A 20,060-nucleotide genomic window follows, 5' to 3' on the forward strand; every position below is an offset into this window, starting at 1 on the left:
CGGCTGTCGGCGATCACTGAGACGAGGGGGTACGGGGGCTTGACACAACCACCGTACGGACACGGACCGGTCCCGCACGGGGGGCGTCCGGTGCCTCCGCCGCCCGGCTACGGCGCGCCCTACGGCCAGCGACCGGGTTACGGCCCGCCACCTGGCTACGGTCCGCCGCCCGGCTACGGCCCGCCGCCTGGATACGCCCCGCCTGCCTACGGCCCGCCACCGGGTTACGGCCCACCGGTCCCACCGCCGATGCCATACGGTCCGCCCGGGCGGCCGCCCTACCCGCCGCCACGCAAACGGGGTGGCGGGGGATGGGTGGTGCTGCTGGTCGTCGTCGTATTTTTGGTCGCGGCGGGGCTGGTACGCAACGCGATCGCCGTAGGACGCGACGTCGGTGACGCGGCCGGTCCGCAACCGAGCTTCACGTTCGACACCCAGCCGGACGGCTCGGTCGGCCCCTCGGAAACCGGCAACAACCCGCTGCTGACCGATCCGAACGCGACGCTGCTTCCGGCGCAGTGTGATTACTCGCCGTGGGGCACCCAGGTGGACGCCGCCCGCAAGTTCTTCGAAAGCGCCGCGTCCTGCCTGGAGGCGGCGTGGAAACCCGTGCTGCGCAAGGCGAATCTGCCGTTCCAGCCGCCGTCGCTGAACGTCAGCGCGACCACGACGGGCATCACCACCCCGTGCACCGGCTCGACCACCAATTTCGCCGCGTTCTACTGTCCGGCGAACAAGACCGTCTACATGCCGATCAGCCAGTTGCAGACGGACTACTTCAAGGACAATTGGGTGGTCTACCTGTCGGTCTTCGCGCACGAGTACGGGCACCACGTGCAGGCGATGTCCGGCATCCTGCGCAAGGCCAACAGTGAGCGGGCCGATGTGGGACCGCGCAGCGCCAAAGGATTGGAATTGTCCCGCCGAGTCGAGTTGCAGGCCAATTGCTTCGACGGCATGTACCTCTCCTCGTCGTCGAAGGGCGGTTCGCTCACCGACCCGCAGCTCACCCTCGCCCGCAAGGATGCCTACGGGCGCGGCGACCAGGCCGGGGACATGCGCGACCACGGATCGTCGGAGAACGGCGGGCAGTGGTTCGAGACGGGTGTGGACAACAACCGTGCGGCCCAGTGCAATACGTTCACCGCGTCGGCGAGTTCGGTGAGCTGAGGAGCGACGCAGACGCCAGGGTACGGTCGCGCCTGCGGACCACAGCCCGCATGGCCATCCGTCGACTTCGTACCTCGGGCGAAGGTCGGCGAGCGATCCTGTGCCGCAAGCGGGCTATCCGCCTCCGCCGGCCCGCCGGTCGCTTACCCGTACGGTCATGTCTCGCACGAGTCCGCCCGCGGGCCGCGGTTGGTCACCGCGACGCACAGCGGCCGGATCGGCACGCATCGCGGGCGCTACCTTCTGCCGTACCTTCGCCCCGGGCACTGTCCCGGCGACGCGGCGGTGGCTAGTCCCGGTCTTCGGCGCGCGGGCGATCGGTATGCGGACGCCCGAGATGACCTTCGCCGAGGCGGCGCGGCGCATGGCCGTGCACTCCTTCGGCATACGCCGTCTCGGCGTGCAGGGCGAAATCGATGCCCGCGGTCTCGTCCTCCTTGCTGACCCGGAATCCGACGAGCCGGTCGATGCCCTTGCCCAGCGCGAACGAGACGCCGAACGCGTAGGCCGCGACCACGAGCACCGCCACCAGCTGCTTGCCGAGCTGAGCGAGCCCGCCGCCGAAGAACAGGCCCTCGACGCCGCCGGTCATCACTTCGGTGGCGAGCAGGCCGATCAGCACGGTGCCGACGATGCCGCCGACGAAGTGCACGCCGACCACGTCGAGCGAATCGTCGTAACCCGCCTTGAACTTCCAGCCCACCGCGAACGAGCACAGCACCCCCGCCGCGAGGCCGACCAGCAGCGCGCCCAGCGTGTTGACCGACCCGCACGAGGGAGTGATGGCGACCAGACCGGCCACCACGCCGGACGCGGCGCCGAAGGTGGTCGGCCTGCCGTCGCGGATCTGCTCAACCGCCAGCCAGCCGAGCATGCCGAGGCAGCCCGCCACCAGGGTGTTGAGGAAGACGGCCGCGGCCAGGCCGTTGGCCGCCAGCGCCGAGCCGGCGTTGAAGCCGAACCAGCCGAACCACAGCAGGCCCGCGCCGAGCAGCACGAAGGGCAGGTTGTGCGGGCGCATCGCATCGACCTTGAATCCGATGCGCGGGCCGAGCACCAGCGCGAGGGCCAAGGCCGACGCGCCGGAGGCGATCTCCACCACCAGGCCGCCCGCGTAGTCCAGCGCACCGAACGAGGCGAGCCAGCCGTCCGGGCCCCACACCCAGTGTGCGATCGGCGCGTACACCGCCAGCGCCCACAGCGGCACGAAGATCATCCACGCGCTGAACTTGGCGCGGTCGGCGATGGCGCCGCTGACCAGTGCGGCGGTCAGCACGGCGAAGGTGAGCTGGAACGTCGCGAACAACAGCTCCGGCACCGAGCCGCGCACCGAAGTCGGATCGATGCCCGCCATCCCGAGGTGGCCGAGGCCGCCGATCAGGCCGCCGCCCGCGTCGGCGCCGAACGCCAGGCTGTAGCCGAATAGTAGCCAGGTCACCGTCACCAACGGGATCGCGATGAAGTTCATCATCAGCATGTTGAGCACGCCGGACGAGCGCACCATCCCGCCGTAGAAAATGGCCAGGCCCGGGGTCATCAGCAGGACGAGGGCCGTGCTGACCAGCAGCCAGGCGGTAGCCGCGGGGTCGATGGTTGAAGACACGGGTTCACTCCTTCCGCGCGCGTGCGCTGCGAGGAAGCTACCGAATGGTCGCTCGTGGGCCGACAGCCGCTCGGTCGAAACGCGGTCAGGCCGGGGGATGGCCCTTCCGGACGCGGCGCAGCCACGCCGTGACCGTGTCCGGGGTCGGCGGGTCCGAGCCGACCAGGTCGAGCACGCTGTAACCGAGACATGCCGCGCCCATCACGCGCGAGGCGACGGCCTCCGCGTCGCCCCAGGGCAGGAAGGGCTTGGCGAGCAGCAGGGAGGCGATGCCGTGGGCCACCGACCACAGTTCCAGCACGATCGGCAGCGGGTCGCGCGGCGCCATCGTCCCGTCGTCCATGCACTTGCGTACGGTGGCCGCGAAATGCTGGAACGCTCCACTGGTGAGCACTTGGTCCACCACGCCCCCGGTCTCGGTGGGCGCGGTGGCCAGCCGGTATTGCTCGGGATGATCGAGTGCGAAGCGGACGTAGGCCATGCCTTGATCGTGCAGTTGGTTCACCGGTGAGGTAGCCGGGTCGGTGGCCGCCCGCATCGCCTCGGCGAGGTCTTCGAAGACTTGGGCGACGACGGCGTCGATGAGTTCGTCCTTGTCGGCGAAATGCCGGTAGATCGACGGCGCGCTCACCCCGACCAGCTTGCTCACCGCCCGGATCGAGACGGCATCGGCATGCCCGGTCGTGCTGAGCAGTTCGGCGGTGGCCCGCAGGATCTCCTCGCGCAGCTGGGCCCCGGAGCCGCGCGGCGAGCGCGGACGCCTGCCACCGATCATGCGCGGCCCGCGGTTTCCAGCGGGCGTGCGGCGGCGTCCTCCTCGCCCTCGGTCAGCCCGATCTTGGCGTGCAGGCGGGCCAGCGGTGCGGGCGCCCACCAGTTGGCCCGACCGAGCAGGCGCATGAGCGCGGGCGCGAGCAGGCCGCGGATGATCGTGGCGTCGACCAGCACGGTCAGCGTGAGGCCGAGGCCGAGCAGCTGCATGAACGAGACTTTCGCGGTCACCAGCGCGCCGAGCACGATCGCCATGAGCAAGGCGGCCGCGGTGAAGATGCGGCCTGTGCGGGCCAGGCCGACGGCCACCGCGCGGGTGTTGTCATGCGTGGCCAGCCACTCCTCGCGCACCCGCGACAGCAGGAACACCTCGTAGTCCATGGACAGGCCGAAGGCCAGGCAGAACATCAGGATCGGCATGGTCGGCACCAGATAACCGACCGCGGTGAAGCCGAGCAGCCCGGACAGGTGGCCCTCCTGGAACACCCACACCATCGCGCCGAAGGCAGCGGCCAGCGACAACGTGTTCAGCAAGAGCGCTTTGATCGGCAGCACGATGCTGCCGGTGAACAGGAACAAGACGATGAAGGTGGTGAGGGCGATCAGGGCGGCGGCGAGCGGAAGGCGGGCGGCCAGCGCGTGTAAGGAGTCGGCGTTGGCCGCCGCGGCGCCGCCGTAGAGCGCGTCGCCCGGGGCCGGGATCGCCCGGAGCGCTGTCAGCTGACGGTCTCCGGCGGGGGAGAAGGGGTCGATCTTGGTAGCGACATTCAAGTAGGTCCCGGTGTCGTTGGCCATCCCGGGCGGGGCAGGCGCGACTCGGGCGCCCGCCGCGTAGACCCCGGCGGCGGAGAGGACCGCGGGCACGCCCTCGACCTTGGACAGTTGGGCGGCGTACCCACCGAGCGCCGCGTCGGTGCCGCGATAGGCGTCCAGCACAATCGTCGTGCTTGCGACCGGGTCGGCCTGCGGGAACTCGGTGCGCAGGGCGTCGCCGACCTGGCGGCTGGTGGCGCTGACCGGCAGCACCCGGTCGTCGGGATAACCGAACTTCACCGACAGGAACGGCGAGCCCAGCGCCAGCAGCAGCACGATGATCACGATCGCGACCGGCGCCGCGTGCCGCATCACCACGCCTGCCAGCCGATACCAGCCGCTGTCCTCCGGCGCCCGCGGGCCGGGCGCGGGCGCGCCGCGGCGGAACAGGCGGCGCAACGGGCCCCGCAGGTCGAGGGAGTTCACCCGGTGCCCGAGCAGGACCAGCGCGGCGGGCAGCACCACGATCGATGCCGCCGCCGCAGCGGCGACCACAGCGACGCCCGCGTAGGCGAAGCTCTTCAGGAAGTACAGGTCGAACACGCTCAGCACAGCCAGCGAGAGCGCGACGGTGAGCGCGGAGAACAGCACGGTGCGCCCCGCGGTCTGCACGGACCGGATGGTGGCCGCGGCCGGATCCAGGCCGTGCGCCAGTTCCTCCCGGAAGCGGCTGACGATGAACAGGCTGGAATCGATGGCCAGTGCCAGCCCCATCGCCGTCGTCATGTTCAGCGCGTAGATCGAGACGTCGGTGAACAGCGTGCACAGGCGCAGCAGCGCCAGCGTCGCCAGGATGGCGAACACCCCGATGGTCAACGGGAGGGCCGCGGCGACCAGGCTGCCGAACACCAGGACCAGCACGATCATCGACAGCGGCACCGCGACGCCCTCGGCCAGGGTGAGGTCGCGGGTGGTCTGCTCGGTGACGTCGTGGTAGATCGCGGCGATGCCGCCCTGGCGAACCGTGATGCCACCGGAGACGCCCGAGAACTGCCGTTTCAGTTCACTCGCGGTCTGCTGGACCTGTGTCTCGTCGCCGTCGAGGTAGGCGACGACCAGGGCGCTCTTGCCATCGGTGCTGCGCAACGCGTTCGCCAGCGGCTGCGGCGTGGTCCAGTAGGACTGCACGCCGCGCACGTCGCCGCGCGCCTTCAGCGCGTCGGCCAGCCCGACGCCCGCCGCCTTGGTGGCCGGATCGTCCGTGCCGGCGTCCGAACCGACCAGCAGGACGAAGTTGGGCGCGGCGCCGGCGAAATTGTCGGCGATCAGCTCACTGACGCGGGCGGATTCGGCATCGTTCGAGGTGAACCCGCCGGATTTCAGGTGCGCGGGCGCGGCGGCGCCGAAGACGCCGCACAGCACGGCGACGGCGAGCGCCGCGGCCAGCACCGCGCGCGGAAATCGGGTGATGAATCGGGCCATCCGGGTCAGCATCGCGGCTCCGCTCGCTAGGTTAACGGCGTTAGAGTAACGCTGTTAACCCAAGGTGTCGAGCCCGCGGGAGGCGCCCGGGTCAGCCGCGGGACTTACGGATGGCCCGCAATCCCCTCCGTCCGGGCACGGGCAGGTCGTCGCACATCTCCACCCACTCCGCGGTGGTCAACCAGAGCTGCTGGGCGCGGGCATCGGCGGTGTTGTGGAAGATCCGGCGGCCCCGGTCGTCGCGCAGTTCTTGCGCGACCACCGACCAGCGTGGCGCGCGGCCGTGCTCGTCGAGGTAGTCGGCGAGATAGGCCGCGATCGCCGTGCCGATGGTGTTCACGGGACGCAACGAGACCCGGTTCCCGTACTGGGCAGCGTAGAAACGGCGTGCGGCGCACAGGGACCGCGGATTGGCGTTGGAGGCGATCCATCCAGCGCGCTGGGCCCGCTCGATCAGCCAGAGGTGTTTGACCGCCGACGGCGCGATGTTGCCGACGCGGGTGCGGATCAGCGTCATGATCTGCTCGGTGCACAGCACATCGCGGCGGGTGGGCCCGTAGCCGTGCGCGGTCCAGTGCGCGTCCGCCAGTTTGGCGAGCACCCGGCCGAAGTCGTCGATACTGCGCTGGGCCCGGCGGCCGAGACGTTCGATGCGTTCGGCCTCGCGGCGCATCTCGTTCTGCGCGGTCAGCGTGCGGATCGCGGCCATGGTGGGGACCTGGCCGCGTTCGAGGAGTTCGAGGATGGCGGCGGCGGTGGCCGGATCGGCTGCCGCGGTGACCGGCAGCGAGTCGCGTTTGATCGCGAACTCCTCCGGGCTGATGGCGCGGCTCAAGAGGGCGACGGCGGAGCGGTCGCCGGCGAAATCGGTGCTGGACAGCCAGGCGGCGGCGATGTCGTCACACGACACGGTGGACGGTCCTCCGGTGGAAGTGGGGGAATTGGCGCTGGTCACCCGTGGTGCTCTGGAGGTTGTGCCCCGGTCGGGATGAGGGACCGGCCGGGGTCACCAACCTGATGAAGGTTTGGCTACCGAAGTTGCCGACTGCCACGTTAGCCAGACGATTGCATCGGTGTCACCCATGGTTGCGGTTTCGTTATCTCCGAAAAGTCGAGGTAAACCGGGGTGTGAGTACGTATTCTCTGGCTCGGTCGGGATGCCGTGGCGGGTGTGTCCGAACTTCGCTCGTGCAGCATGAGCGATAGCTCTGAGGTTGCTATCGCGTGTGGCGAGGGTGGTCGCGGAAGAAGGCGTCGGGCATGTTGTGACTTGGGTCACATTTCGGCGCCCATGCGGGACTCCGGGCGGCGCAGCGGGCGGGCATGTCCTTTGTCGGAGGTCGCCGGTAACCTCTGGCCGTGGCTCTGTACCGGAAGTACCGACCGGCAACGTTCGCTGAGGTGGTGGGTCAGGAGCACGTCACCGACCCGCTGAGTACCGCACTCGACACGGGGCGGATCAGTCATGCCTATCTGTTCTCCGGTCCGCGCGGCTGCGGCAAGACGTCCTCCGCGCGCATCCTCGCCCGATCGCTGAACTGCGTGGAGGGGCCCACCTCGACGCCCTGCGGTATCTGCCCGTCCTGTACGGCGCTCGGGCCGGGTGGTCCGGGCAATCTGGATGTCATCGAACTCGACGCCGCGAGCCACGGCGGCGTCGACGACACCAGGGAATTGCGGGACCGCGCCTTCTACGCCCCCGCCGAGTCCAGGTACCGGGTGTTCATCGTCGACGAGGCGCACATGGTGACCACCGCGGGGTTCAACGCGCTGCTCAAGATCGTCGAGGAACCGCCTGCCCACCTGATCTTCATCTTCGCCACCACCGAGCCGGACAAGGTGCTGCCCACCATCCGCTCGCGCACGCATCATTATCCGTTCCGGCTGCTGCCGCCCGCCACGATGCGCGGCCTGCTCGGGCGGATCTGCGAGCAGGAGCACGTTCCGGTCGAAGAAGCGGTGTACCCCTTGGTGATTCGCGCGGGTGGTGGTTCGCCGCGCGACAGCCTGAGCGTGCTCGATCAGCTGCTGGCGGGCGCGGGCCCCGAGGGCGTCACGTACGTCCGCGCGGTCTCGCTGCTCGGCGTCACCGACGTGGCGCTGATCGATGACGCGGTCGAGGCGCTGGCCGCCGACGACGGCGCCGCGCTGTTCGGCACGGTCGACCGGGTGATGGAGGCCGGCCACGACCCGCGGCGATTCGCCGCGGACCTGCTCGACCGCTTCCGGGACTTGATCCTCATGCGGGCGGTGCCCGACGCCATCGAACGCGCTCTGGTCACCGGCCCGGGTGACGTGCTCGATCGGATGCGAGACCAAGCCGAGCGATTGGGTTCGGCCACCCTGACCCGTTACGCCCAGCTGCTGCACGAGGGTCTCGGCGAGATGCGCGGTGCGACGGCGCCGCGACTGCTGCTCGAAGTAGTCTGCGCGCGCATGTTGCTGCCCTCGGCGTCCGATGCGGAATCCGCCACGTTGCAACGCCTCGAACGGCTCGAGCGCGGTATGGCCGGGGGCTCCTTCGCCGACGCATCCTCGGCGCCCACTACCGCCCAGCCCGCGGCGGTGGCCGGGGCGCCGTCGGAGCCGCCTCGTCGCCGGGGCGCCGAGGCGCTGGCCGCGATTCGTCGCGAGAACCGCGTGGGTGGTCGCTCGGAGGGTGCTACTGAAGAAGCCGGTGGTCACGCGGGCGGCGGGCTTCGGCCGATGTCTGCCGGTGGCGAGGCGTCCACGAACTCGATCGCGTCGGCTGCCGGTGCGGAAGGCGGCGCAGATCCTATTGGGCCGGTCGCCGGACCGGACTCCGCTGCTGTGCCAGGCGGTGGGCAGGCAGAGGCTTTGCCGGCGGGAGGGCCGAGCGCGGCCGCCGAGTCGGGCATTTCGAAGATCGGGACCGCCGATTCACCCGGGGCGAACTCCGAGACATCCGGGTCGGTTGACGGCGGAGCGGACCGTGTTCCTTCCGAATCCGCTGCGGCACAGCATATTTCCAGCACCACAGCGCGGTCGGAATCTTCCCCGGCGGTGCAGTCGGAGGGTTCTGCGGCGTCGGGCGCGCAGACGGCGTCGCCTACCGTCGATCCGGCCGACGGGCGCGATCGCGCGGCCGACTCCACTGCGGCCCGGAGTTCTCTGCGCGATAGCGGGCCAGCGGACGCGACTGCCGCGCAAGATGCTGCCGTTGCAGGTGAACGCGGCGCTTCCGATTCGAGGGCCGCGCGGAGTTCTGCCGTTGGTCGTGATCGCGACGCCGTCGGTGCGAGTGCCGCGCTGGATTCCGCTGACGAGAGTGATCGCGGGGCAGCGGACTCGGCTGCCGAGCGCAGGTCCGCCGTTGAGCCCGATCGTGGGGTTGCTGATTCGGCTGCTGCGCGCAGTTCCGCCGTTGGCTCGGATCGTGGGGTTGCCGACACGGCTGCTGCGCGCAGTTCCGCCGTCGGCTCGGATCGTGGGGCCGCCGACACGGCTGCTGCGCGCAGTTCCGCTGTCGGCTCGGATCGTGGGGCCGCCGACACGGCTGCCGAGCGGGAGTTCAGCGCCGGGCAGGGCAATCAAGGTCGATCCGATGCTCAGGTCTCGCAGGAGCCCGCTGCCGCTCCTTCTCTCGCGCCGAGTGGTGATCTGCTGCGTGAGGTGGAAGCCGCCTGGGCGGATATTCGCGCCAAAGTGCGCGAATTCGGCGCGGCCGTGCAGGCGATGCTCGCGGGCGCGTCGGTCGCCCGGGTGGAGGGCGAGGTGATCGTCTTCGCGCATCAGCACGCGCCGCTGGCTCAGCGCCTGTCCGATCCGCGGAATCTGGAAGCGGTCCGATCGGCGGTGCGGGCGGTGCTCGGCCGCGACCATGAGGTGCGCTGGGAGGCGGGCGGCGCGGCGCCACGGCCGGCAGCGGCGGCGCGGGCGGGCGCCACCGCGAACCGTGCCCGTGGGCAGGCGGCCAACCAGCCGGGACGTGAATCCGGCAACGCGACAGGCCGCGCTTCGGATGCCGCCGCCCCGCCGAAGTTCTCGCGTCCGAGTCAGGCGCGGAACGCCGGCGCCGACAAGCCGGGCAACGCGGCTCGCGCACGCGCGGGCGGCGCGAACCCACGTCCGTATCCCGCGGATGACGACATCCCGCCGCCCGATTACCCCGACCTACCGGACGATCCCGGCCCTGCGGACTATCCGCCGCCCTACGACGCCGAACCGAGTGGAAACGACGCCGCGAGCAGCCGGGGCCGGACCGGCGACGGCATCATCCCCGCCCCCACGCCGGAAGAGGAGCAGGAGATGATGGCCGCCGCGGCCGATCCAGTGGCTCCCGGCGACCGGCGCGACCCGGACGAGGTCGCCCTCGAATTGCTGAAGAGTGAGCTGGGTGCCACACGGTTGGATGGTTGACAACCACCGTTCTCACGACGTTAAGTTAACCGGAGTTCGCACTCCACGGTAGTATGTACGGGTAGCCGGGAGCTTCGGTACGCCGACGTTCTATGGTATGCCCAGGCGTACGGGCGACCGGACGTGCGTTCGCTGTTGCCTGCCTGGTTTTGTACAGCGTTAGGAAAGGTCGGCCGCGAGGCCGGTCAGCGAGGTCAGCCGCAGCCACGCCGCACCCGCGGTGTCGCCGCACACCAGCGCTCGGACGGATGTATGTCCGGCCGATCGCACATTGAGGAAGGAACACTCCGATATGACCACAGAGGCCTACATTTACGAGGCCATCCGCACTCCGCGCGGCCGTGGCAAGAAGAACGGCTCGCTGCACTCGGTCAAGCCGATCGACCTGACTGTCGGTCTGATCCAGGAGCTGCGCGGCCGCTTCCCCAACCTCGACGAGGACCGGATCTCCGACCTGATCCTCGGCGTGGTGGCGCCGGTCGGCGACCAGGGCGCGGACATCGCCCGTACCGCGGTCACCGTGGCCGGCCTGCCCGACACCGTCGGCGGCTTCCAGCTGAACCGTTTCTGCGCTTCCGGCCTCGAGGCCGTCAACCTCGCCGCTCAGAAGGTCCGCTCCGGCTTCGACGACCTGGTCCTCGCCGGTGGCGTGGAGTCCATGTCCCGCGTGCCGATGGGCTCCGACGGCGGCGCCTGGGCGCTGGACCCGGCCACCAACTACGACACCTACTTCGTCCCGCAGGGCGTCTCCGCCGACTTGATCGCCACCATCGAGGGCTTCAGCCGCGACGATGTCGACGCCTACGCGGTGCGCTCGCAGGAGCTGGCGGCCAAAGCCACCACCGGCGGCTACTTCGCCAAGTCGATCGTCCCGGTCAAGGACCAGAACGGCATCATCGTGCTGGACAAGGACGAGCACATGCGTCCCGGCACCACCGCCGAGGACCTGGCCAAGCTGCAGCCGTCCTTCGCCGTGATCGGTGAGATGGGTGGCTTCGACGCGGTGGCGCTGCAGAAGTACCACTTCGTCGAGAAGATCAACCACGTGCACCACGGCGGCAACAGCTCCGGCATCGTCGACGGCGCCGCGCTCGTGCTGATCGGTTCGGAAGAGGCGGGCAAGGCCTCCGGCCTGACCCCGCGTGCGCGCGTCGTCGCGACCGCCACCAGCGGCGCGGACTCCACCATCATGCTCACCGGTCCGACCCCGGCCGCCAAGAAGGTGCTGGCCAAGGCGGGCCTGACCCTCGATGAGATCGACCTGGTCGAGATCAACGAGGCGTTCGCCTCCGTGGTGCTGAAGTTCCAGAAGGATCTGAACATCCCGGACGAGAAGCTGAACGTCAACGGCGGTGCGATCGCGATGGGTCACCCGCTGGGCGCGACCGGCGCGATGATCACCGGCACCATGGTCGACGAACTGGAGCGCCGCAACGGCCGCTACGCGCTGGTCACCCTGTGCATCGGCGGCGGCATGGGCGTGGCGACCATCATCGAGCGGGTCTGACCCCAACCGACAGCTGAAGATTTGCGGCGGCGTGAGCGTCAGGCCCGGAGGCGGCAGCCTGCGTAACCACGTAGAGCCGCGAACGCCGCTAATTCACCTAGGAGACACAGAGCTGTGAGCGAAACCAACATGATCGGTTGGGAGCAGGATTCGGACGGCATCGTCGTACTGACGATGGACGACCCGAACCAGGGCGCCAACACGATGAACGAGCTGTACAAGAAGTCGATGACGGCCACCGTCAAGCGGCTCGAGGAGGAGAAGGACAGCATCACCGGTGTCGTCCTGACCTCCGCGAAGAAGACCTTCTTCGCCGGCGGCGACCTGAAGAACATGATGAAGGTCGGCCCGGACGACGCCCAGGCGCTGATGGAGGAGCTCACCGAGATCAAGAGCGCCCTGCGTCGCCTGGAGCAGCTGGGCAAGCCGGTCGTCGCCGCCATCAACGGCGCCGCGCTCGGCGGCGGCCTGGAGATCGCGCTGGCCACCCACCACCGCATCGCCGCGGACGTGCCGGGTTCGCAGATCGGTCTGCCGGAGGCCACCCTCGGCCTGCTGCCCGCGGGCGGCGGCGTCATCCGTACCGTGCGCATGCTGGGCCTGCAGAACGCCCTGATGCAGGTGCTGCTGCAGGGCCAGCGCAACAAGCCGGCCAAGGCCAAGGAGATCGGCCTGGTCGACGAGCTGGTCGGCTCGATCGAGGAGCTGGTCCCCGCGGCCAAGGCGTGGATCAAGGCCAACCCCGAGGCCGGTGTGCAGCCCTGGGACAAGAAGGGCTTCAAGATCCCCGGCGGCACCCCGTCCTCGCCCGCGTTCGCGGCGAACCTGCCCGCCTTCCCGGCGAACCTGCGCAAGCAGCTCAAGGGTGCGAACATGCCCGCGCCGCGCGCCATCATGTCGGCCGCGGTCGAGGGCTCGCAGGTCGATATCGACAACGCGTCGCTGATCGAGTCCCGCTACTTCGTGCACCTGCTCACCGGCCCGGTCGCGAAGAACATGATCCAGGCGTTCTTCTTCGATCTGCAGACGATCAACAACGGCGGTTCGCGTCCGAAGGACGTGCCGAAGAAGGAGATCAAGAAGGTCGGCGTGCTCGGCGCGGGCATGATGGGCGCGGGCATCGCGTACGTCTCCGCCAAGGCCGGCTACGAGGTCGTGCTGAAGGACGTCACGATCGAGGCGGCCGAGCGCGGCAAGAACTACTCCGAGAAGATCGAGGCCAAGGCCCTCTCCCGTGGCAAGACCACCGAGGAGAAGTCCAAGGCGCTGCTTGACCGGATCAAGCCGACCGCGGACCCGGCCGACTTCGCCGGCGTCGACTTCGTCATCGAGGCGGTCTTCGAGAACACCGAGCTGAAGCACAAGGTGTTCCAGGAGATCGAGGACGTCGTCACCCCCGACGCGCTGCTCGGCTCGAACACCTCCACCCTGCCGATCACCGGTCTGGCGACCGGCGTGAAGCGCCAGGAGGACTTCATCGGCATCCACTTCTTCTCGCCGGTCGACAAGATGCCGCTGGTGGAGATCATCAAGGGTGAGAAGACCTCGGACGAGGCGCTGGCCCGGGTGTTCGACTACACCCTCGCGATCAAGAAGACCCCGATCGTCGTCAACGACAGCCGCGGTTTCTTCACCTCGCGCGTGATCGGCACCTTCGTCAACGAGGCGATCGCCATGCTCAAGGAGGGCATCGAGCCCGCCACCATCGAGCAGGCGGGTCTGCAGGCGGGCTACCCGGCCGCGCCGCTGCAGCTGTCGGACGAGCTGAACCTGAAGCTCATGCAGAAGATCGCCAAGGAGACCCTGGAAGCCGCCGAGGCGGGCGACACCACCCTGGGCGTCAAGCGGCACCCGGCGCAGGACGTCATCGACTACATGGTGTCCGAGGGCCGTCCGGGCCGCCTGGAGAAGGCGGGCTTCTACGAGTACGACGAGAACGGCAAGCGCACCGGTCTGTGGGAGGGCCTGCGCGAGCACTTCAAGACCTCGGCGGACTTCGGCGTCCCGTTGCAGGATCTGATCGACCGCATGCTGTTCGCGGAGGCGATCGAGACCCAGAAGTGCTTCGACGAGGGCGTGCTCACCTCCACCGCCGACGCCAACATCGGCTCGATCTTCGGCATCGGCTTCCCGGCCTGGACCGGTGGTGTGCACCAGTTCATCGTCGGTTACCCGGGTGGCCAGGAGGCCTTCGTGGAACGCGCCGACTACCTCGCCAAGAACTACGGCGAGCGCTTCGAGGTTCCGGCCTCGCTGCGTAAGTAGTCTCGCGCCGGAACGCAACGGCGAAGTCCGTCACCGCTTTTCGCGGTGGCGGGCTTCCGTCGTTTCCCAGCCCGTACACCTTCGCGTTCGCTCGGCCGGATAGGTTGGCAGCCGTGCCGAGACGTAGTCGCCATGTTCTGATCGCCAGTTGCGCGCTCACGCTCGCATCGGCCCCGCTGGCGGCCGCGGACCCCGCGCCTTCGGTGCGCTTGCTGGGCGAGCAGGTGATCGCGTCGGGTCTGGACTTCGATGGCACCACCGTGGGCGGTCTCTCCGGGATCGATTACTCGGCACGTACTGGAGAATTCGTGCTGATCAGCGACGATCGGTCGAGCAAGAACCCCGCGCGGTACTACACCGCGCGCGCCGAGGTCGGCGAGCGCGGCGTCGGACCGGTGAAGATCACCGGTACCCGACCGCTGCTGGCCGCGACGGGTGCTCCCTACCCGCCGATGTCGGTCGACCCGGAGGAGATCCGGTTCGATCCGTGGACCGGCGACTACTACTGGATGCAAGAGGGCGAGCGGGACGGCGCCGTGCTGGCGGACCCGTCGGTGCGGATCGCGCACCCGGACGGCTCCTACGCCGGTGATCTGCCGATCCCGGCGAACGAACGGATGCGTCCCGATTCCGGCCCCCGCCGGAATCAGGCGCTGGAGGCAGCGACCTTCCTCGCCGCGGGCACATTGTTCGCGACCGCGACGGAAGGGCCGCTGCTACCGGACGGCCCGGCGGCGACCACGGCCGGTGGAGGGCTCGCGCGCATCACCGTCCAGGCCCGATCCGGGCCCTTGCTCGCCCAGTACGCGTACCCGATGGAGCCGGTCTTCGCCGAGTCGCGGCCGGAGCCCGGCCGCGGCGAAGCGGGGATCGCGTCCATCCTCGCCGCCGATCCGCTGGATCCCACGAAAATCCTTGTGCTGGAACGTTCCTACTCCCCGGGCGCGGGCAACAAGATCCGCGTCTACGAGGCCGACCTGAGTACCGCGACCGACATCCTCGACGCCCCGGTCGGCTCCGCGCGCCCGGTGGCCAAGCGGCTGCTGGTGGACCTCGACGACGTCGGCCTCTCCGCTGTCGACAACGTGGAGGGCATGACGTGGGGCCCCCGGCTGCCCTCCGGCGAGCGAACCCTGGTCCTGGTCAGCGACGACAATTTCGACAGCCGCCAGATCACCCAGGTCATCGCCCTCGCCCTCGCCTAATCCGCAGGACGCAACTCCTCGGCGGCGGCCTGGTAAGCGGCGGCTGCCCTGGTGAAGTAGTCGAACAGCACCTCGCGCTGTTCGGGCGAGTAACCGCCGATGATCTCGCCGATGCGTTTGCGCGCCGGGGCGAGAATCTCGTCGAGATCGGCGGGCTTGCCGACCGGTTCGACGATCACCTTGCGCCGGTCGCCCTGGACCGGCGCACGACGGACATAGCCCGCGTCCTCCAGCCGGTCGATGAGCCGGGTGGTCGGGCCGGTGGTCAGACCGCTGCGAGCGCCGAGTTCGCCGGGCGTCATCGGTCCGGCCAGTTCGAGGATGTTGAGCGCGTAGAGGTCGGTGGCGCCCAGGTCGACCGCTCGCGCCCCGGCTTGGCCGTGCAGCATGACCGCGCTCACGTAGCGCCGGTAGACCTCATGGGCGTCCGCCGGAAAGCCATGCGGCGCGGTCTCGGGTATTGACACAGATCTCTCCAGCCTTTAATTTCTTCCTTCATAAAGAGACTTCCTAAAAGAAGAAAGCTCTTACGGGAAGAATTTATCATGGAGGCACATCATGAGCGGCGACGACAACACCGACCGGCTCGGCATTCTGGCGCTTCTCGCCGACATGACAGACGCCTGGGGCCGAGCGGACGCCGACGCTTATGGCGCGGTCTTCACCGAGGACGCCACCTACACCAGTTACCTCGGCACCCATTACCGCGGGCGCGCGGACATCGTCGCTTCGCACCGCGCCTTGTTCGCGGGTGTCCTGAAGGGCACCCGGCTGGCCGACGAGGTGCTGGACATTCGCCACTGCGGCCCGGACGTCGCCGTGGTGACCAGTCGTGGCGACACCTACAAGGGATCGCCGAAGCCGGCTCCGGCCAAGGTGCAGACCTACACGGTGGTCCGCCGGGACGGCCGATGGCGCATCGCCGCTTTTCAGAACACCAAACGCAGGAAGCTCATGGAGCGCATCACCTTTTGGTTCACCCCGGCGGCACGTCCCACCGGGCAGCGCTGATCGATCCACGGTGAATACGCTCGTCGGCCGGTTGGCCGGCTTCGCCACGGGTATCCCTTCGGATGGACCAGACGTGGCGGCGGCCACGAGCCCGAGCGGCACCTGCAAAGGTGAGCGCGAGAGCTTATTTCGTGCCGGACATCGAGCCCCGGCCGGAGCGCTGAGCGGCGCGCGACACGCGGATCCGCGGTACGAGTCGTCTTGTTCGGAAACGTCACCCGCCTGATACCGGGCCGCGCTACGTTGGAGTATGCGCAGACATATCGGACACGGCGTCCGGGGTCGGCGCGGAGTTGGTCGCCGATTCGATGTGAGTTCGAGGTGATCACATGAATCCACAGACGCGTTCGGGCCGGGTGCGCCCCGAATCGACTGCGGCCGAGACGAACACGCGCCGGGAGACGCCCATCGGCATCGCCGACGAGTTGGAGGCGATGGGCCTGTCCGGTGCCGTGGAGATCGGCCGTGGCGGATTCGGGGTGGTGTACCGCTGCGTGCAGACCGCGTTGGATCGGGTGGTCGCGGTGAAAGTGCTCCCCTCGGAGATCGACCAGGAGAGCCGGGAGCGGTTCCTGCGTGAGGAACAAGCCATGGGCAGGCTGTCCGGCCACCCGAACATCGTCGACATTCTCCAGGTGGACGTGACGGCCACCGGCATGCCGCTCATCGTCATGCCGTACTGCACCCACGGGTCACTCGAGCAGCTGATCCGTGATCAGGGCCCGCTGACCTGGGCGGACTCGCTGCGAGCCGGTGTGAAGCTGGCGGGCGCCATCGAGAGCGCCCACCGCGCCCGGATCCTGCACCGGGACGTGAAACCGGCCAACGTCCTGCTCAGTGGCTACGGCGAGCCGCAGCTGACGGATTTCGGCATCGCCCGCATCCCGGGCGGATTCCGCACGTCCAGCAGCATGATCACCGGCTCGCCCGCGTTCACCGCGCCGGAGGTCCTCAAAGGCGACGAGCCGACCATCCGCTCCGACGTCTACGGCCTCGGTTCGACGTTGTTCGCCTTGCTTACCGGGCATGCGGCCTTCGAGCGGCAGGCGGGCGAGCGGGTGGTCGCGCAATTTCTGCGCATCACCACCCAGCCGGTGCCCGACCTGCGCGAACAGGACATTCCCCCGGATGTGGCCACCGTCATCGAACACGCGATGGCCCCGAGTCCGCGAGATCGCCCGGTCAGCGCCTACGAGTTCGGCGAGATGCTGCGCGAGGTGCAGCGCAACCATGACCAGCTGCCGGACGAGATGGCTCTGCTGGACACCACGCCGGAGGCCGAACCGACGGTTCCGACCGCCGTGGGCATACCGACCGTGGCATGGACCGGTTCCCGTCCCGCGGTCACCGCGCGGCGCAGCTGGCCGTTGACGCTGCGGCCCGCCGTGTCGCAGCATCCGGCCACCTCGACGACGACACCGCCGACCGCCGTGACCAAATTCCGTCCCCCCACGCCCACGCGAGATCCGATACCGCGGCCGCGTCTGCTGGACATCCTGCGTGGGGGCGGGCGGCGCCGACTCGCGGTGATCCACGGGCCCGCGGGATTCGGCAAGAGCACGCTGGCCGCGCAGTGGCGCGCCGAGCTCACCGAAGGCTCTGCCGCCGTCGCCTGGATCGGCATCGACCGCGACGACGACAACGAGATCTGGCTGCTCGCCCATCTGATCCAGGCGATCCGCCGGGTGCACCCGGACGTCGGCGCCGGGCTGGATCAAGTGCTGGAGGAGCGGCCGGCCGACGCCGCCGCGTTCGTGATTCCCACGCTCATCGACGAGATCCACGCCGCGGGCAAGACGGTCGTGGTAATTGTCGAGGACTGGCAGCGGATCACCGACGCGGGCGCGCATCGGGCGATGGAAGCCTTGCTGGACAACGGCTGCCATCACCTGCGTTTCGTGGTGACCAGCCGGGAGCAATCCGGCCTGCCGACGAGCCGGATGCGGGTGCACGACGAACTGGTCGAGATAGGTTCGGCCGCGTTGCGGCTGACCGAAGCGGAGACCCGGCAGATCCTCGTCGAACGCAACGGATTCGATCTGACCCCCGAGCAGGTGACCGAGATCCACACCGCTACCGACGGTTGGCCCGCGGCCATCCAGCTGGTCGGACTCTCCCTGCGCGGCAACGCCGACCCCGCTCAGCTGATCGCCACGCTCTCGGAGGGCAACCACGGCATCCGCGAGTACCTCGCCGAGAACGTGCTGGACACCCTGGAACCCAAGATGCTCGAGTTCCTGATGTCGATCGCGGTGACCGAGCGGGTCTGCGGCTCGCTCGCCGCGGCGCTGTCCGGGGAGCCGGACGCCGAGCAGTTGCTCGAGCAGGCCGAGCAACGCGAGCTGTTTTTGCGGCGCATCGAGCACGACCCGGAGTGGTTCCGGATGCAGCCGCTGTTCGCCGAGCATCTGCGGACCCGGCTGGACCGCGTCCATCCCGGGAATTCGAAGTCGCTGCACCGCAAGGCTTCGCGCTGGTACGCCGAACATCAGCTGCTGCGCAAGTCGGTCGACCACGCACTGGCCGCGACCGATCTGAAGATGGCGCTGGACCTGCTCGAGGGCGGCGGGATGGATCTGATCGACGGATCCCGGCTCGCCACGCTGCTGGGCAGCGTGTCGAAACTGCCGATGCAGCAGGTGGCCTCGCGCTCGAAGTTGCTGATGGCGGTGGCCAGGGCGAATGTCAACTTGCAGCAGTCCGGCGCGGCCCGCAACGCGCTGGGCAGACTGTCCAGCATCCTGGCCCGCGGCTCCACGGGCGACGCGGATGTGCGCGTCCAGCGCTGCCAGGCGGCGGTGCTCGCCGCGTCGGACCAGATCGCGCGTGACCACACCGAGGGCGTGCTGGATCGGGTCGCCGACTGCTTGCGGGAGCCGGGCGATCTCCCGGCTTGGACGGTCTCGACCGCGGCGAACCTCACCACGTTCGTGCGCCTGTGCGGGTTCGATTTCGAGGGCGCCAGGAAGATCCAGGAGTGGGCCGAGGACTATCACAAAAACTCGAAGGATCCGCTCGGCCTGGTGTTCGGCCGCTGCGGCCAGGGCGCGGCCGCCTACGAGCAACTCGACGTCGCCACCGCCACCCGTTGTTTCCAGCAGGCGTGGGAGTCCGCGCGCGAGCGCTCCGGACCGCGCTCGCACGCGGTGCGCGTGGCCGCCGCGCTGCTCGGCGAGACCAGTTATCGCGGGGGTGATCTGGAGACGGCCGATCGGCTGCTCGACGAAAGCCACGAGCTGGTCACCCGGGTCGGCCCGGTGGACTTCCTGATCTCCACCTTCGTCGTCGGCGCCCGGGTCAAGGCGGTCGGCGGGGATCTGTTCACCGCGGCCACGCGTCTGGACGAGGGCGCGCGCATCGCCGCCGACAACCGCTTGGCCCGTCTTGCCGCGCACATCCGCGCCGAACGGCTGCGCCTGGGACTGCCGCTGGAGGCAGGGGAGCGCCGCTACACCGATCTCAGCGAGTCCACGCCGCTACAGGTGGGGCATCGGCTGACCGGCGCTGCCCTGCTCACCGCCGAGGCGGAGGAACTCGCCGCGATCCGCGCGCTGCTCGCCGAACACCGGCCCGGCTCCGACGACCGGGCCGTGCGCCGTGCCCGCGCGCTCTACGACCACACCCTGCAAAAGCACCGTCCGCGCGCCCAATTGGACGCCGCGCTGCTCCTCGCGGAATGCCTGGCCACCGCGGGCTGGGTCGGCGAGGCCACCAACCTGCTGCTGCCCGCCGTCACGACCTGCGCAGGCCTCGGCTGGACCAGGCCGCTGCTGGACGCCGGCCCCGGCGTGGTCGGCATCCTGCGCGTGCTGCGCACCGACCTGCCCGCCTCGGCCCAGGTCGGTGACATCGAGCTGCCCGCCCAGTTCCTGGACGAACTCCTGAACAAGGCGGGCAGTCAGGCCTACTGAGC

At 69.3% G+C, this 20,060-nt stretch carries 12 protein-coding genes; 7 read left to right on the top strand and 5 right to left on the bottom strand.

All coding sequences use genetic code 11. The features are described 5' to 3' along the window. The first annotated feature begins 90 nt into the window (after positions 1 to 90). Positions 91 to 1,170 (top strand): neutral zinc metallopeptidase, encoded by a 1,080-nt coding sequence (locus ACFU5M_RS07710; protein ID WP_379045470.1) that lies wholly within the window; start codon positions 91 to 93, stop codon positions 1,168 to 1,170. Between the two features lie 289 nt (positions 1,171 to 1,459). Here the strand turns inward: ACFU5M_RS07710 and ACFU5M_RS07715 are convergent, their stop codons facing one another. The 4 genes from ACFU5M_RS07715 to ACFU5M_RS07730 form a co-directional block, all read right to left on the bottom strand. Continuing rightward, a complete protein-coding gene (locus tag ACFU5M_RS07715) occupies positions 1,460 to 2,773 on the bottom strand; it encodes an ammonium transporter (RefSeq protein WP_379045473.1) in 1,314 nt (437 codons plus the stop codon). Between the two features lie 85 nt (positions 2,774 to 2,858). Continuing rightward, positions 2,859 to 3,548, bottom strand: a complete 690-nt coding sequence (locus tag ACFU5M_RS07720) for a TetR/AcrR family transcriptional regulator (protein ID WP_379045476.1) — start codon at positions 3,546 to 3,548, stop codon at positions 2,859 to 2,861. Further along, positions 3,545 to 5,791, bottom strand: coding sequence for an MMPL family transporter (locus tag ACFU5M_RS07725; protein WP_379045479.1), 2,247 nt, complete (start codon positions 5,789 to 5,791; stop codon positions 3,545 to 3,547). The genes ACFU5M_RS07720 and ACFU5M_RS07725 overlap by 4 nt, the downstream gene beginning before the upstream one ends. Positions 5,792 to 5,870: 79 nt before the next feature. Continuing rightward, positions 5,871 to 6,689, bottom strand: coding sequence for a hypothetical protein (locus ACFU5M_RS07730; RefSeq protein WP_379045482.1), 819 nt, complete (start codon positions 6,687 to 6,689; stop codon positions 5,871 to 5,873). A gap of 449 nt (positions 6,690 to 7,138) precedes the next feature. Here ACFU5M_RS07730 and ACFU5M_RS07735 point away from each other — a divergent pair, with 449 nt between their 5' ends. The 4 genes from ACFU5M_RS07735 to ACFU5M_RS07750 all read left to right on the top strand — a co-directional run bounded on the left by ACFU5M_RS07735 (position 7,139) and on the right by ACFU5M_RS07750 (position 15,136). Then, positions 7,139 to 10,159: a DNA polymerase III subunit gamma and tau gene (locus ACFU5M_RS07735; RefSeq protein WP_379045485.1), complete on the top strand. Its 3,021-nt coding sequence runs from the start codon at positions 7,139 to 7,141 to the stop codon at positions 10,157 to 10,159. A 292-nt stretch (positions 10,160 to 10,451) separates the two neighbouring features. Next, entirely contained in the window at positions 10,452 to 11,666 is a 1,215-nt protein-coding gene (locus ACFU5M_RS07740) for an acetyl-CoA C-acetyltransferase (RefSeq protein WP_379045488.1), read from the top strand. Between the two features lie 114 nt (positions 11,667 to 11,780). Next, positions 11,781 to 13,931: a 3-hydroxyacyl-CoA dehydrogenase NAD-binding domain-containing protein gene (locus tag ACFU5M_RS07745; RefSeq protein WP_379045491.1), complete on the top strand. Its 2,151-nt coding sequence runs from the start codon at positions 11,781 to 11,783 to the stop codon at positions 13,929 to 13,931. A 113-nt stretch (positions 13,932 to 14,044) separates the two neighbouring features. Continuing rightward, on the top strand, positions 14,045 to 15,136 hold the full coding sequence (locus ACFU5M_RS07750) for an esterase-like activity of phytase family protein (protein ID WP_379045494.1): 1,092 nt from the start codon (positions 14,045 to 14,047) through the stop codon (positions 15,134 to 15,136). On the opposite strand, the gene ACFU5M_RS07755 is transcribed toward ACFU5M_RS07750, so the two are convergent. After that, positions 15,133 to 15,603 carry a MarR family winged helix-turn-helix transcriptional regulator gene (locus ACFU5M_RS07755; protein ID WP_379045497.1) on the bottom strand — a complete coding sequence of 157 codons (471 nt, stop codon included), beginning with the start codon at positions 15,601 to 15,603 and terminating at the stop codon, positions 15,133 to 15,135. The two genes, ACFU5M_RS07750 and ACFU5M_RS07755, sit on opposite strands and share 4 nt — an antisense overlap. 91 nt (positions 15,604 to 15,694) lie before the next feature. Between ACFU5M_RS07755 and ACFU5M_RS07760 the strand changes: the two genes are divergently transcribed. Together ACFU5M_RS07760 and ACFU5M_RS07765 are read left to right on the top strand one after the other, a co-directional pair. Beyond that, positions 15,695 to 16,147 carry an SgcJ/EcaC family oxidoreductase gene (locus tag ACFU5M_RS07760; protein ID WP_379045500.1) on the top strand — a complete coding sequence of 151 codons (453 nt, stop codon included), beginning with the start codon at positions 15,695 to 15,697 and terminating at the stop codon, positions 16,145 to 16,147. A 329-nt stretch (positions 16,148 to 16,476) separates the two neighbouring features. Beyond that, entirely contained in the window at positions 16,477 to 20,058 is a 3,582-nt protein-coding gene (locus ACFU5M_RS07765) for a protein kinase (RefSeq protein WP_379045503.1), read from the top strand. Positions 20,059 to 20,060 lie beyond the last annotated feature (2 nt).

Source organism: Nocardia sp. NPDC057455 (assembly GCF_042802775.1).
Lineage (GTDB): Bacteria > Actinomycetota > Actinomycetes > Mycobacteriales > Mycobacteriaceae > Nocardia.

What these genes read in the sequence shown, in the direction of transcription:
- ACFU5M_RS07765 (WP_379045503.1), top strand. Translation starts at nt 16,477, where the DNA reads ATGAATCCACAGACGCGTTCGGGCCGGGTGCGCCCCGAATCGACTGCG.
- ACFU5M_RS07760 (WP_379045500.1), top strand. Translation starts at nt 15,695, where the DNA reads ATGAGCGGCGACGACAACACCGACCGGCTCGGCATTCTGGCGCTTCTC.
- ACFU5M_RS07720 (WP_379045476.1), bottom strand. Translation starts at nt 3,548, where the DNA reads ATGATCGGTGGCAGGCGTCCGCGCTCGCCGCGCGGCTCCGGGGCCCAG.
- ACFU5M_RS07740 (WP_379045488.1), top strand. Translation starts at nt 10,452, where the DNA reads ATGACCACAGAGGCCTACATTTACGAGGCCATCCGCACTCCGCGCGGC.
- ACFU5M_RS07725 (WP_379045479.1), bottom strand. Translation starts at nt 5,791, where the DNA reads ATGCTGACCCGGATGGCCCGATTCATCACCCGATTTCCGCGCGCGGTG.